This window comes from Paenibacillus sp. FSL R7-0210 (genome assembly GCF_038009085.1).
GTDB classification, from domain to species: Bacteria; Bacillota; Bacilli; order Paenibacillales; family Paenibacillaceae; genus Paenibacillus_AQ; species Paenibacillus_AQ silagei.
The window spans coordinates 3,365,096-3,379,755 of sequence record NZ_JBBPAR010000001.1; the positions used below are offsets into that span (position 1 = coordinate 3,365,096).

Genomic DNA, 14,660 nt, shown 5'->3' on the forward strand with positions numbered 1-14,660 from the left:
CATCCTTTCTACTTTCAAATCCTTAAGTATTAAATATTATTCGTTTATCTGATTTAATACTATCTCTATATATGATATAACTTTTCTACCATCTTTTTCTACACATATTATAATAAGGTATATAGCTATAACCAATGCATTAAAGGGGGCATGTGTTTTGAATACTAGTACCAAATTACAATGTGAGGTTTGTAATAATGTCGTCCTTCTAAAAGTATATGGGGGGTATGTACATGAAAACCGATTTGCATTCAATTGTCCTGAGTGCAATATTACAATTAGTGGGTATTGGATATGGAATGAAGATGTATCCCAGGGGTTTGTTAAAGAATTCAAATGTAATAATGCAAACAGGGCTGATGAAACAAGCGAACCAAGTCATATTCTTCAACTTGCAACAGAGTTCTTCACTTTTAAGATTAAGCCCTATTCGTTAAGTGACCCCACTATATTTTTATCACCTTACATACTCGAACAAATGAGTTCTAGACGTTCACAAGAAAAATCCAGCTTAGTTAGAATGATTGCCGAGGGATTTGATGAAGAATATAAAGTTGCAATGAGAATTTGGGAGTTGTTTCAAAATAAGAATTTTAAATATCTTGATAGACAGCTCATCTCAAACCATTTCGTTGAAAAACCACGCCTTGCAGTTGAGACACTTAATATTGATTATCCCAAAGTGATTCAACTGGTTATTATCAATCTATTTTCATTCATATTCAACAAACAAATCTATCTTGATAAGTTGCAAGAATTGCGAAAAATGCTTCAGACGCTATTTAAGAAGAATCCGCAGGAAATGATAGCTCTCCGAAATGACCTTTCTGAACTCGTTACCTATGCAGATAGAAGCGTTGTTCAATTATTAAAGAACTTCGCTCAATATTTCCGTTTACTTTGGCCTATCATTCTTTCTGATTTGTTTGGCCCTGATGATATTCAAAAAATTAAAGAAAAACAAGGAATTTTAACAACCAACTTTGATATGCTAAAAAACTATTATGTTGAGGCTTATGAAGCTTTGGGGTCAGTACTGCCACTACTCTTAGGAATACAAAATATTAAAATCAGGGCAGATAGAAATAAATTTGAACCAAGCATATTACACGAGTTTAACAAACTTCAAACTATTAAAGATTTTGAGAAGCAGATACAGAACAAAGGAAACAGAATCAAATTTTTTGTTAAAGAAAACATCTTCTCTCCTCTTCTTGAACCTACTATATTAGATAATATTATTAGAAACAGCATTGGACATCATTCTTATGATTATAAAGCTGACCAACAACTAATCAGGTTTAAAGACAAAAACAGGAACCACGATTTATTTCTCATTGAGTTTGGTAACCTTTTATATAAATCTGTCTTTGCAACTCTGGCCGCTTTTGAAATCAGCATGTTTCTTAAATACGAAGTGCCAGAAGATAACTCTTAATCAGCTTTAGCGTTGGTTTATCACTAAAAGCATGCTTTAAGACTCCTTATCATGTTTTGTTGTAGTACGCCCAATATGGCGTATCATATAAAAACATGCCACACCTCGCGCTGGCCCAATGTATTCGGTTTTTCGCATACATTGGGTCCACGCGCCGTCCCCCATCAAATTGTGTTCGGTTTTTCGCACATATTCTATTTCTGGCCAAAAAGGGCTGCTCCCGGCGCGCATTGCGCCACGGGAACAGCCCTTAAGTAATACTTTTATAACATACCGCGTGCCTGCCTCAGCTTACTCGGCCGGAACGGGTTCCAGCACGGGCTGGAGATCCAGTTGCAGGTCTGGCTCAACCACACTGTCCGGCTGGATCAGACTGTCGGTGATGTCCTGGGTGTCGGTGGTTTCCATCAGGGCCGACGATCCGCCCAGGTATTGCTTCAGCCATTTCAGGGCAGGGCGCTCTGTACCGTTGGAATTCACCAGATGGGTATTGGCTGCCCAGGTCTGATTCTGGATGTAGCCCCACAGGGTTACGCCCTTAACGGAAGGATGGTTCCAGAGCACAGGGAATTTCTGTTGGTATCTGGCAAGCTGGGTGTTGTCATCACCGGTAATATCCAGCTCGGAGACATAGATTGGCAGGCCTGTTGCAGCAAGCTTACCCAGTACAGTATTCATGGTGCTCACACTTACGTTATCCATATTGAAGTAGTGGCACTGAATACCAATACCATCGATCAGTCCTCTGGATTTCAGGATATTGATAATGTTCACGTACTTGTCGGCCGCACTGGGGTCACCGATAATGCCATATTCATTGATGAGCAGCTTGGAATTCGGGAACGCCGCCCGGGCTTGCTGGAAGGACCAGATGACCCAATCCCAGCCGGTGCTTCCATCACCGCCGATGGCATTGCGGTATGAAGGCTTGGCATGCAGTGGTTCATTGACAACATCCACGAAAGCTGACTTGGCCGAATAACGCTGGCCTGCCTGAGTAATAAACGAGCTGATCTCCGCCTTCTGCTCCGCTGCCGGTAAGCCGGCAACCCAGTTAGGCTCCTGGCTTCCCCAGACCAGGGTATGGAACTTGAACGGGATATTTTTGCTAATCGCATAGTTATAGATCATGTCCGCATTGCCCCAGTTCATCTGGTTGCGGTTGCCTTCAATCGCTCCCCATTTGGTGCCGTTCTCAGGGGTGACCTGATTCCAATAGGTAGTGAAGTTGCCCGGAGCACTGCCTGCAATGATATTCCCCAGGAACTTCGATCCGTTGGTAATTGCTGCACTGGCATTGCCTGCCATCACAGAGGTGAGCAGGACACTCGCTAAGGCGAGCCCGCCCACAACCTTCTTGATTCTATTCTTCAATTGGATACATCTCCTTTTTCTAATTAGGTTCAAATTCAAACAAGCTATTCCAGACGCAGATAATCAAAATCCGCATAGCCGCCCGCTGACTTCGTCGCATAATTGAACAACGCAAACCGGTAGCCCATAAAGTGAGGCAGCGTATAAGACATCTGCAGCGTATTCCCTATGGATGTCCAGTTGTTGCCGTCCAGACTATAGGAGAAGTACGCCTTATCCGTCTGATTAGTGAAATCGCAGAGCACCTTCAGATAGACTCTGTTCTGGTTGAGCGGCACACCCGCCACTTGAGTCATAGACCCGGAGCTGGCATTGACCATCACAATGGATTTGGAATTGCCGGACATTTTCACACCGACGAACCCGTATTTAGCCTGAAAAGCAGCCAGTCCGGCAACGTCCCCGTCCTTCATTCCGCCCGTCTCCAGAGCCGTGACGCCTGTGCTCTTCGGTCCGAACGTCCGCTGGGTCAGCGTGTTCCGGGCATCCAGCAGACTTGTGCTTACCTTGCCGGTCGTCAGCCGCATGAAGCCTTGGCGCTGAGTCAGCGACCACTTCGAGTTATCAGGATTGTGGTTCCACTGCCAGACCTTAGCCAGCCCTGAGCCTGAAGATGGGGCTGTGAACTCGTCTGACGCGTACACCTTCTTCACCGGATACCCTTCGGCAGGCAGGTTCAGGGTCCGCGGCGCCTTGCCCCCGCTTCCGAAAACCGGCCAGTTCCCTGACCAGGTTACCGGCACCAGATACGGCATCCGCCCGACCGCCCCGCTGTCTCTGAAGAGCATCGCGTACCAGGAGCCGGATGGCGTGTCCACGATTCCGCCCTGGGCAATGCCCGAGTCGTTAAGTGACACCTGCCCCGTATAGCCTCCAGTTAAGCTGGTGGAGCGGTAGGTCAATTGGGTGCGTCCGCTTCCCGAAGGCCAGCAGATCAGGAACACATAATAATAGCCGTTGATCTTCTGGATATGCGCGCCTTCGGCCTTCACGATGAAGCTCGAACCGGCAATATTGCTGGAATTCGGGATGATGACCTGACTGGTTCCGCCAGACTTAATCGCCTTGGCATCTGCCGTCAGCTCAATCAGGCTGATATTATCAACTCCGTATACCAGGAAGACCCGGCCATTGTCGAACAGCAGCGACGCATCGTGATAATAGCTGTTCAGGACCGATGAGGTCCAGGGGCCATTTTCAATATTCGAGGTCTGATAGATATAAGTCCGGCCGGTTGAGTTGGACCCGAAGGACACATAGTAGATCCCGTTATTGTACCGGATGCTGCTGGCCCAGGAACCCTTGCCATATTCATTCTGTCCGTTGTTCAGGTTCTGGGCATCCCCGTTCGCATACGTATCGTAGACATAGTTCACGATTTCCCAGTTCACCAGATCATAGGACTTCATGATAGGGACTCCGGGGGTCATATGCATGGTGGTACTGGTCATGTAATACACATTGCCTACCCTGATGACATCATTGTCCGGGGCATCGGCATAGATAAACGGGTTGGTGAAGGTCGCCGCCGCAGCCGTAGAAGGATTGAACAGGATGCCAAGCATGAGCGAAATTGCCAGCAGGTACAGCCCTGCCTTTTTAGCCATAATCCCATTCCTCCCGCCCCATTGCTTCGTCACTGGCTCCATTCAATATAATCCACATAGGCGTCCCAGCTTCCATTGTCCGTAGTTACGACCAGCTTGACCTCCTGATTGCCGGTGGCGTGGGCCACATTGGTCAACGTCTGTACAGAAGGGGTTGTGCCGCTAAAATTGAAGGAGCCAACGTTCACACCGCCGATCAGCAGATCCACCCGCGCCGTAGATGAATTGTTAGAAGCCCCCCGGACCGAGAAGTTATGCGTGCCATAGGCATAATATTGATTGAACGCAGCAGCGTCATCATTCCCGTACAGCGCCACTCCGCTGAAAGGGGAAGTGATCTTGCCCGCATAGGTCCCGCTGAGCGTCATATCCTCCGCTTCCACCTTGCTCACCGGAGGAGGCGTCGTGCCGCCATCACCGCCCGTCGAGAACTGCCAGTAATCAAAGTTGAACAGATTGCCGGAGCCTGATCCGGTGAAGACCAGATAGAGTCTGTGCACTCCTGTCGCATTGCTGACCGTAGTCTGTACCTCCTGCCAGGACTGGGCTCCTCCTGTATTAGGAACATTCAGCGTGCCGACCAGCGGGCCGGTTGCGCTGTCGAGCCGGATTTCGATTTTACCGCCGCCTGTGGCGGAAGCCACATTCGCCTTGAAGCTGGAAGCGCCGGAGCCGAAATCGGCATTGCCCACAGCAACCCAGTCTCCATTGTTAATATTGGTCACATTCATATTGCTGACAGGACCGCCCGCAGCCTGCGTACGTTCCGTTGTAATGCCTGCATTCCAGCCGATCGTCTCAGCTTCCACCCGGGTGTACGGATTGAGATTGGCAATCTGGGCGATGCCCGCCATGTCTCCCTGAACCTCCTGGATGGTTCCGTTCGAATTATGGACCAGCTTGTTGATATGCGGAGAACGGTAGCCTTTGCCGTCACCGAGGACAGCCTTCGCCACAGTCTGAGCGTGATAGACAACATACCATTGGTTGTTGAAGTTAAATACCGCATGGTGGTTGTTGCCGCCTACCCCGAAGAAGGTGTAAGGATTCTTCAGAAAATGTCCGGTGTACGTAAATGGCCCCATCGGACTGTTGCTGACCATGTACCCGATTTCACCTGCCGGATAGGCAGCCGGGTGCGTGCCGGAGAAGTTGAAGCAATACGAGTAATAATACTTGCCGCCGTACTTGTGGATGCCCGAATCCTCAAACATATATGGAGCATCAATAGTGGATGCGCTTCCAACAATGCTGGTCATATCCGCACCGAGTCTCAGCACGCGGGCTGTCTTGGGACTCGCGATGGATGCCGGGTCCGAAGTGTTGGGGATGCCCCCGCCCGCATACAGGTAGCCGCTGCCGTCGTCATCGACCAGCACCGCCGGGTCAAACAGCCAGGTCACCCCGGACATTCCCGGTGTACTGCCTGTCACCAGCGCTTTACCCAGCGGATCGGACCATGGGCCAATCGGAGAGTTGGCTGTAAGTACCCCGATGCCTGACGCCCCGTTGGCGAAGTACAGGAAGAACTTGTCCTGTCCGTTGATTTTCTTCACGGCTGCTGAAGGCGCCCAGGAGAGCGAGGCCCATTTGGCAATACCCGCAGAACCGTTGACATTATTGGCTCCGGCTACCGGGATGGCGCCATGGTCTGTCCAGTTCACCATATCTGCCGAAGAGATGACATTAATTTTGTTCAGTGCGCTGAAATCATTATCCTTCACGGTTCCGTTGCTGTTATAGACATAGGCATCACTCGACATATAGATATAGACTCTTCCGTTGTACGTCAATGCGAAGGGATCGGCACCCAGCTTGTGGTCCATCAGCGGATTGGAATTTCCCGGCTGTTTGGCTGTGGCATTCCCTGCCGCCTGAGCAGACAGCATAGGCAGACAGCCCAGCAGCAGAACAAAGGTGATCGCAAGCACCGAGAGCTTTTTGAACATCGGCATTCTCCTCCATTACAATTTTTTGTAAACCCTTTCAATCGGATGCGTTACTTATGCCGGAAGCTCACAATCCTCCCCTCTTATTGAATTACTTGAATGAATCTACTAATATTTGTTATTCGAGATCATCTTAATATACTTCTGCCCAATGAACAATGTAGATTTTTGTTTGAAAAGTTGAAATTTTTTGGTTTTTTTGTCTTAATATTTGCGGTTGTTGATCTCTATTACAGCCAGCTCCTGGGTGTATATATCCTCCGGGGTCACCATCCGCTTCGGCAGGGTCCGGCCGGCCATAATCTCCTTCACGGCCTGCATGAGCAGAGGCCCGAGCAGCGGATTACATTCGACCACCGCGTTGATGCTTCCCGCCACCATCTGCTCGAATGCCCGCCGCGTCCCGTCCACCGACACAATGATTATATCCTCCCCCGGCACAAGCCCGGCCTCCTTAATGGCCTCTACCGCGCCGATCGCCATATCGTCATTGTGGGAATAGAGTACGCGGGGCCACTTCTCCTTCGGCTGCTGCAGGAAGGTCTTCATCACCTCATGACCACCGCTGCGCGTGAAATCCGCCGGGGCGCTCAGGGTAATCCGCAGGTTCGGCTGATCCGCGATCAGCTTACGGAACCCTCGCCCGCGGTCGATGGACGGCGTTGAGCCTACGGTTCCCTGCAATTCGGCAATGCGGATCTCTTCGCTGTGATGGCGCATCTTGTCCCTCACATACTTGGCCGCCTTCACCCCTTCTTCGTAGAAGTCAGAGCCGATGAACGTGACATAGAGCGAGCTGTCCGGTACATTCACTGAACGGTCCAGGATAATCACCGGAATTCCGGCCTGCTTAATCTCCAGCAGAATCGGCTCCCAGCCGGTCTGCACCACAGGCGCAATGGCGATCACATCGACCCCGCTGCGGATAAAAGAGCGGATGGCCTCGAACTGCTGCTGCTGATCCTGTTCGGCGTTCTTCAGCAGCAGCGTAATCCCCGCCTCCCCGGCGGCTTCGCGGATCGAGGCGGTGTTCGCTTCCCGCCAGGTACTCTCCGACCCGAGCTGGGAGAAGCCCAGCACGATAGGCTTGTTGTCAGCGGCACTCTCCGCTGCGGATGGCAGCAGGCCTGTAAGGGCCGCAGGAGAAGGCTCGGACATGGGAATCGACTGTGGCCCGCCGTTATTTCCGCCACCCGTGCAGCCGCCCGTCAGCATCAGTGTTAGGACGAAGAACAGCAGCACCAGGCACTCTTTTACCGTTCGCAAGCAGATCCCCCCTTCCATATGATAGCGATTACAATTATATAGCAATAAAATGGAGAGACAAGTATAATTTGTCTCTCCATGCGGAGTGCTTATTCTTTTATAGTCAGCCGCCTGGAGCTTAGCACCCGCTGCAGCAGGATGAAGATGAACAGCAGCAGGCCGATGACGATCTTCGTCCACCAGGAGCTGAGCGTGCCCTCGAAGCTGATAATCGTCTGAATTACGCCTTGAATCAGTACACCGAAGAAGGTGCCCAGCACATATCCTACACCTCCGGTCAGCAGTGTGCCGCCAATGACGACCGCCGCGATAGTGTCCAGCTCGAAGCCGACGGCATGAAGCCCGTACCCCGACAGCATGTAAAAGGTGAACACCACGCCTGCCAGCGCCGAGCATAGCCCGCTAAGCGTATAGACCAGCACCTTGGTTCTCGCCACAGGCAGCCCCATCAGCAGTGCCGATTGCTCACTGCCCCCAAGGGCATACACATTGCGCCCGAACCGGGTATAGTGGGCCGTGAAGATAGCGGCTGCTACGACAAGTATAGCGATAACAGCGCTAATTGAGAGGAAGCTGCCGCCCGGCAGCGGAATTCGCGTCTGGGCCATAGCGGTATAGAAGGTGTTATCAATAGTAATGGTATCGATGCTGATCACATAGCATAAGCCTCGGGCCAGGAACATTCCGGCCAGTGTGACGATGAACGGCTGGATGGAGAAATAATGAATAATCGCTCCCATAGCCGTGCCGAATACCGCACCCATCAGGAGCACAAGCGGGATCACCACGGCGGGCGGCCAGCCCTGCTGCTGTACCAGGCTCGCCGAGACCATTGTGGATAACGCAATCACCGAGCCGACCGACAGATCGATGCCGCCGGACAGGATGACGAAGGACATGCCCACAGCCGTGATTAGCAGAAAGGCATTGTCCACCAGCAGATTCATCAGCACCTGGAGAGAGAAGAACCCGGTGTACCGGAAGGAACCGGCGGTGAACATGACGATGAACAGCAGAATGGTGACAACAATCGGAATATACTTGCGGTTAAGAGGCATGACGGCTCATCTCCTTCTCAGCGGGGTAATGCCGCGACTTCCAGCGGGCGGCAATCGCGGCGCGGAAGGTATCCGACTGGATCAGACAGACGGCCAGGACGACACAGGCCTTAACAACCAGCGTAATCTCCGGCGGCACACCGATCATATAGATGGTGGTGGTCAGCGTCTGGATGATCAGCGCTCCGATCACGGTGCCGGTAAGATAGAAGCGGCCGCCGTTCAGCGACGTCCCGCCGATGACCACGGCGAGAATAGCGTCCAGCTCATACCAGAGACCGGCATTATTGCCGTCAGCGCTGGAGACATTCGAGCTAAGCAGCAGACCGGCGATACCGGCGCATAAGCCGCAGAACACATAGACAGACAAGATGACTAAGTGGGCACGGATGCCGGACATCTTACTGGCGGCCGGATTGCAGCCCACCGATTCGATGAACAGGCCGAGGGCCGTCCGCCGGGTAAGCAGCAGAGCGATCATCAGAACCAGAGCTACGACAAAAATAGAGAAAGGCAGCGCCGCCAGTGAACCGGACCCGATGTACGCATACTTAGTGCTGGTTACCGTAATAATCTGTCCGCCGGTAATGAGCTGGGCGATGCCTCTTCCCGCAACCATCAGAATCAGCGTGGCAATAATCGGCTGAATCCCGGCCCCGGAGACCAGCAGTCCGTTCCAGGCCCCCAGCATCAGGGACAAGCCTGCGGCGAGCAGCACCGAGGTCAGGATCAGCCCCAGACTGTTCTGATCCGCTCCCCTGCTGATACTCAAGCATGCGATAGCGCCCGAGATGGCTACTATGGAACCGACCGACAGGTCGATCCCCTTGGTAGCGACTACCAGCGTCATTCCGATAGCTACGAGGATCAGCGGGGCACCGAAGTTCAGTATGTCGATCAAGCTGCCGTATAAATGCCCGTCATGGACGGTGATCGAGAAGAAATCCGGCGAATAACACAGGTTGAACAGCAGCAGTGCAGCCAGAACGCACAGCGGCCAGAATAAGTGATGCTTCATTATTGAGCTCATGATCGGTTCAGCCTCCCGCAATCGCCTGCATAATCTGCTGCTGGCTCATGTCCTTCTCTGAAATTTCCTTCACCTTGCGGCGGTCGCGCAGAATGGCGATCCGGTCGCTGACCCGCAGCACCTCCTCCAGCTCCGAGGAGATGAACAGGAACGACATCCCCTGCCGGGAGAGCGTCAGCACCAGCTTCTGAATCTCTGCCTTGGCTCCGATATCGATGCCCCGCGTCGGCTCATCGAGGATGAACAGCTCCGGCTCCGTCAGCAGCCAGCGGGCCAGCAGCACCTTCTGCTGATTGCCGCCGCTGAGGTTCTTGATCAGCTGGTCCAGGCTAGGAGGGTTGATATTCAGCATACGGATGTATTCTCCGGCCAGCTCCTCCTGCCGCTTGCGCGGGATCGTCTTGAACATCCCGTCCTTGGCCTGGAGCGCCAGAATAATGTTCTCTCTTACTGTCAGATCGCCGATGATCCCCTCGGTCTTGCGGTTCTCCGAGCAGAAGGCGATCCGCCGTCCTATGGCTTCCCGGGGGGAGTGCACCCCGCCGCCAGTTGACGGCAGGATCACTTGCCCGAAGTCCGGCTTGTCGGCACCGAACAACAGGCGGGCCGCCTCCGTCCGCCCGGAACCCAGCAGCCCGGCCAGTCCGACGACCTCTCCCTTGCGGATCGCCAGGTCGAACGGCTCGATTCCGCCCCGGCGGCCCAGCCCTTCCGCCCTCAGCAGCTCATCGCCCAGGCTGTTCTTGTCCTGTGCCGCAAGCGTTGGCAGCTCATCCAGCAGATGAAGCTCCTTGCCGATCATTTTGAGTACGAGATCCAGGCGGCTTAGCTCGTTCGCCATGTATTCACCGACCAGCTCGCCGCCGCGCAGAATAGTGACCCGGTCGGAGATTTCATACATCTGGTCCAGAAAATGCGTCACAAACAGGATCGACAGCCCCTCCTGCTGAAGCTTCTTCATAATGCGGAACAGCTGATCCACTTCGTTCTGATCCAGGCTTGAGGTCGGCTCATCCAGAATCAGCACCTTCGCCGAGATATTCAGCGCTCTGGCAATGGCAACCAATTGCTGAACCGCTACAGAATAGCTCTGTAGAGGCAGGGTGACGTCAATGTGCAGATTCATCCGTTCCCGGAGCAGCTCCGCTGCCCGCAGGTTCATCTGCTTCCACTGGATGCAGCCGAACCGCCGCGGCTCCCGGCCGATGAAGATATTCTCGGCCACGGTCAGGTTGGGGCACAGATTCACCTCCTGATACACGGTGCTGATGCCCGCAGCCTGCGACTCCTGCGGGCTGCGCATGGAGATGGCTGTGCCCTCCATCTCTACAAGGCCCTCGTCAATCGAATAGACGCCGGTCAACACCTTGATCAAGGTGGACTTGCCGGCGCCGTTCTCGCCCATCAAGGCATGAACCTCGCCGGGGAACAGGCGCAGACTCACATCTGTCAGAGCTTTCACCCCCGGAAACCGTTTATGGATCCGGGTCATTTGCAGTATGGGCTGCTGTGTGCTCATAGCTATATCCACTCCTTCTTCTCCATAGACAACCGCTCCGGCGGTTCAAGGACCGCCGGAGCAAGTTTTCTACCCGACTTACTGCTATATAAAACGCACTTAAGGTTTGAACTCGAAGCTTGGTCGTCACTGCGGTGAACATTTGGACTTCCGGCCGCTGTTGTCAACAGATTTCTTGATTTAATCCGCTCTTCGCGGTTGAAATCCGTTGACAAAGGCGGACGCTGCCGCTCCTCCAGTTCCAAATTTCCCCTCCGCTTCTTTTTGCTTTTCGTTAATTTCTTTAGTGTGTCTTATATAGTATTTAATACTGGCGGCTAGGCAAAGCTTCCTTGGCCTGCTTGGAAGTGAAGGTGGTCTCCTTGGTCACGATCCGGGCCTCTACCGGCTTGCCGTCGACCACATCTTTAACTACCTGCATCAGCTGAGGTCCAAGCAGCGGGTTGCACTCGACGATGAAGTTGATTTTACCTTCACTGGCCGCCTGCATGCCGTCCTTCACGGCATCGACAGAGATAATCTTGATATCCTGGCCCGGCTTCAGACCTGCTGCTTCAATCGCCTGAATCGCCCCCAGCGCCATATCGTCGTTATGGGCATACAGCACATCGATATCCTTATTGGCCTTCAGAAAGGCCTGCATGACTTCCTTGCCCTTGGCGCGGGTGAAGTCGCCGGTCTGTGAAGCAATGACCTTGAGGTGCGGGTTATCCTTGATGGTCTCGGCGAAGCCTGCCATCCGGTCATTAGCCGGAGCTGAGCCTGTAGTTCCCTGCAGCTCTACAATGTTAACGTCCTCGGAAGCGTCCTTATACTGCTCAGTCAGCCACTTCCCTGCCTTACGGCCTTCTTCCACGAAATCGGAGCCCAGGAAGGTAACATACAGTGAGGTATCCTTGGAATCCACCGCACGGTCTGTCAGAACAACCGGGATGCCCGCAGCCTTAGCCTCCTTCAGCACCGTATCCCAGCCGGATTCTACTACCGGAGAGAAGGAGATGACATCGACCTTTTGCTGGATAAAAGAACGCAGTGCCTTAATCTGATTCTCCTGCTTCTGCTGGGCATCCGAGAATTTCAGCGTGTAGCCTGCTTCCTTGGCTGAATCCTGAATGGACTTCGTATTCGCGCTGCGCCAGCCGCTCTCCGCCCCAACCTGTGAGAAGCCGAGCGTGATGTCCTTGGCCTCTTTGGTGGCATTGGCCGCCGGCGCCTTCGTTGCTGCACTGTCTGTCTTACCCGCATCCGCCGCCGTGTTCCCGCCGTTATTGCTGCTGCATGCCCCTAACAGGGTCATGGACAGGGTCAGGGCCAGCACAGCCCCCACTTTTCCAAGCTTCTTCATATCTCCTTATTCCTCCCCCTTGACGTTCACCTTGTTCCGGTGTTGTGCCCATTATAGAACGCTTACAGAAGAGCATTATACGGGCAGCCTTTGGCGTTTACTTTCTAATTTTGGGTTTATTCCCTCCGAATAGGTATTTTGGTGTACTTTTTTATTCAAAAGGTGGATATTTTGTTTGCGCTTTCTTTTTTGTTTCGGTATTCCAATATTTGTTATAAAATAGAGTTAGGAACGGCATCTACTCTACTTGTGAAAGGGAATTCCCGATAATGCGGATTACACGCTGGATCTCCTCCAGTCTTAGAGCCAAACTGCTGGCTTTGTTCATAGTGCTGTCCACCATACCGCTGATTGCCGTCGGCCTCATTTCCTACCAGAAATCCTACCAATCCATTTCCAGTCACAGCAAGGCTTCAAGCATGCTTCAGGCCGAAATGCTGGGAACGAATATGGACAACCTGTTCAAGGATACCGAGCGTCTGCTGGAGCTTAGCAATAATCCTCAGGTCATCCACTTTCTGTTCTCACAGTCGGAGACCTATCAGGAGGCCAAGGACATTCTGCAGACCTTCACCCTCTACCGGGACACCTACAAGTATGAGAATGTGCTCAACATCAGCCTGATTAATCTGTACGGCAAAGGCATCAGCGAGCGCCGGGGAATCTTCCAGTCGGCCAGCAACCCGCTGCGCAATCCGCATTTTCAGGCGTTATCCCAGAATCCGGAGCTGATCCTCCGGGTGCCCCCGCCGCTGATAACCGGCTATGACCGGGTGGACGGATTCACCTACGGGGACGAGGGCGTGATCTCGATTATGACGGCGGTCAAGCAGCGGATTACGCATGAGGTCATCGGTTATATCATTGTGGATCTGAGCGATTCCTTCATTAAAGAGTTCTGCGACAAGGTGACGATCGGCACTACCGGATTCTTCTACCTGCTGGACGAGCAGAACAATCCCCTCTATGTTCCTCCTGTGAGGGCGGGAGAACTTGCCGTTATTCAGGACAACCTGATTCCTGCGGGGGAACGGGGCAGAAGCGGCAGCTTCGTGCTTCAGATGGGCGGACCGCCCCGGTTCATCGTCCATACCTCGTCGCTTGCAACAGGCTGGACGATTATCGGCATAGCCCCGCTGCAGGAGATCGTGGCCGAGGCGAACCGGATCAGGCAGCTGATTATTATCAGCGTGGCCTTAAGCATTATTTTTGCGATCACGCTCCATTATCTGTTGACCCGGCGGCTAACCCGGCCCATCCAGCTGCTCCAGCACAAGATGCGCCTGACCGCAAGTGGCTATCTGGAAGCCAAAGTCAAGCCGGACGGTACCGATGAGATCGCCGATCTCGGACAGAGCTTCAACATCATGGTCGAGCAGATCAAAGAGCTGCTGGCCCAGAGCATCCGTAAGCAGCAGCAGCTGCAAAAGGCAGAGCTGCGGACGCTTCAGGCGCAGATTAACCCTCATTTTCTATATAACACGCTGGATTCTATTGTCTGGATGGCGGAAGCGGGGAATCACGATGGCGTGATCCGGCTGGTGAAGGCGTTATCCGCGTTCTTCCGGCTTAGTCTCAACAACGGGCGCGACTGGATACAGATCCGCTCCGAGCTTGCCCATGTGCAGAGCTATCTGATCATCCAGCAGATGCGCTACCACGACATCCTGGAGTTCAAGGTGGAAGTGGCGGAGGAGCTGCAGGAGTATCCGATTCTGAATATGACCCTGCAGCCGCTGGTTGAGAACGCCCTGTATCACGGAATTAAGAATAAGCGGGGCATGGGACTCATCCGCATTGGCGGGTACACCGACGGAGGCACCATTATGCTTACGGTCTCGGACAATGGCATCGGCATCCCCGCCGGGCGGCTGGAGGCGCTAAGGGAATCGGTTGAGCATCCCATTCAGTCGGAGGAACCCGAGGACACCGGCCAGGGCGGCTTCGGCCTGCAGAATGTGCATCAGCGGCTGCGGCTGTATTTCGGGCCCGAATATGGTATCCGTCTGGACAGCTCGGAAGGCTATGGCACACAGATTACGGTTCGCATACCCAAGAACAGGGGGGTCTAGTG

General features: G+C 53.0%; 10 protein-coding genes. 2 read left to right on the plus strand and 8 right to left on the minus strand.

The genetic code is table 11. The features are described from left to right. The first annotated feature begins 157 nt into the window (after nucleotides 1-157). Nucleotides 158-1,438: a hypothetical protein gene (locus tag MKY64_RS14770; protein WP_340953830.1), complete on the plus strand. Its 1,281-nt coding sequence runs from the start codon at nucleotides 158-160 to the stop codon at nucleotides 1,436-1,438. Between the two features lie 291 nt (nucleotides 1,439-1,729). On the opposite strand, the gene MKY64_RS14775 is transcribed toward MKY64_RS14770, so the two are convergent. From MKY64_RS14775 to MKY64_RS14810, 8 genes are all read right to left on the minus strand, one after another. Then, complete coding sequence (locus tag MKY64_RS14775; RefSeq protein ID WP_340953833.1) at nucleotides 1,730-2,812, minus strand: endo-1,4-beta-xylanase; 1,083 nt, start codon at nucleotides 2,810-2,812, stop codon at nucleotides 1,730-1,732. 44 nt (nucleotides 2,813-2,856) lie between these two features. Next, nucleotides 2,857-4,419: a glycoside hydrolase family 43 protein gene (locus MKY64_RS14780; RefSeq protein WP_340953836.1), complete on the minus strand. Its 1,563-nt coding sequence runs from the start codon at nucleotides 4,417-4,419 to the stop codon at nucleotides 2,857-2,859. A gap of 29 nt (nucleotides 4,420-4,448) precedes the next feature. Then, nucleotides 4,449-6,368 carry a carbohydrate-binding protein gene (locus MKY64_RS14785; protein ID WP_076073792.1) on the minus strand — a complete coding sequence of 640 codons (1,920 nt, stop codon included), beginning with the start codon at nucleotides 6,366-6,368 and terminating at the stop codon, nucleotides 4,449-4,451. A 204-nt stretch (nucleotides 6,369-6,572) separates the two neighbouring features. Further along, nucleotides 6,573-7,634, minus strand: coding sequence for an ABC transporter substrate-binding protein (locus tag MKY64_RS14790; RefSeq protein ID WP_340826869.1), 1,062 nt, complete (start codon nucleotides 7,632-7,634; stop codon nucleotides 6,573-6,575). An 89-nt stretch (nucleotides 7,635-7,723) separates the two neighbouring features. Then, nucleotides 7,724-8,692 (minus strand): galactofuranose ABC transporter, permease protein YjfF, encoded by a 969-nt coding sequence (gene yjfF / locus MKY64_RS14795; protein ID WP_076073788.1) that lies wholly within the window; start codon nucleotides 8,690-8,692, stop codon nucleotides 7,724-7,726. After that, nucleotides 8,682-9,722, minus strand: a complete 1,041-nt coding sequence (locus MKY64_RS14800; protein WP_340953839.1) for an ABC transporter permease — start codon at nucleotides 9,720-9,722, stop codon at nucleotides 8,682-8,684. The genes yjfF and MKY64_RS14800 overlap by 11 nt, the downstream gene beginning before the upstream one ends. A 7-nt stretch (nucleotides 9,723-9,729) precedes the next feature. Beyond that, nucleotides 9,730-11,241, minus strand: coding sequence for a sugar ABC transporter ATP-binding protein (locus MKY64_RS14805; RefSeq protein WP_340953841.1), 1,512 nt, complete (start codon nucleotides 11,239-11,241; stop codon nucleotides 9,730-9,732). A gap of 304 nt (nucleotides 11,242-11,545) precedes the next feature. Beyond that, nucleotides 11,546-12,586 carry an ABC transporter substrate-binding protein gene (locus tag MKY64_RS14810; protein WP_340953843.1) on the minus strand — a complete coding sequence of 347 codons (1,041 nt, stop codon included), beginning with the start codon at nucleotides 12,584-12,586 and terminating at the stop codon, nucleotides 11,546-11,548. Between the two features lie 269 nt (nucleotides 12,587-12,855). Here MKY64_RS14810 and MKY64_RS14815 point away from each other — a divergent pair, with 269 nt between their 5' ends. Then, nucleotides 12,856-14,658, plus strand: coding sequence for a cache domain-containing sensor histidine kinase (locus tag MKY64_RS14815; protein ID WP_036729936.1), 1,803 nt, complete (start codon nucleotides 12,856-12,858; stop codon nucleotides 14,656-14,658). Nucleotides 14,659-14,660 lie beyond the last annotated feature (2 nt).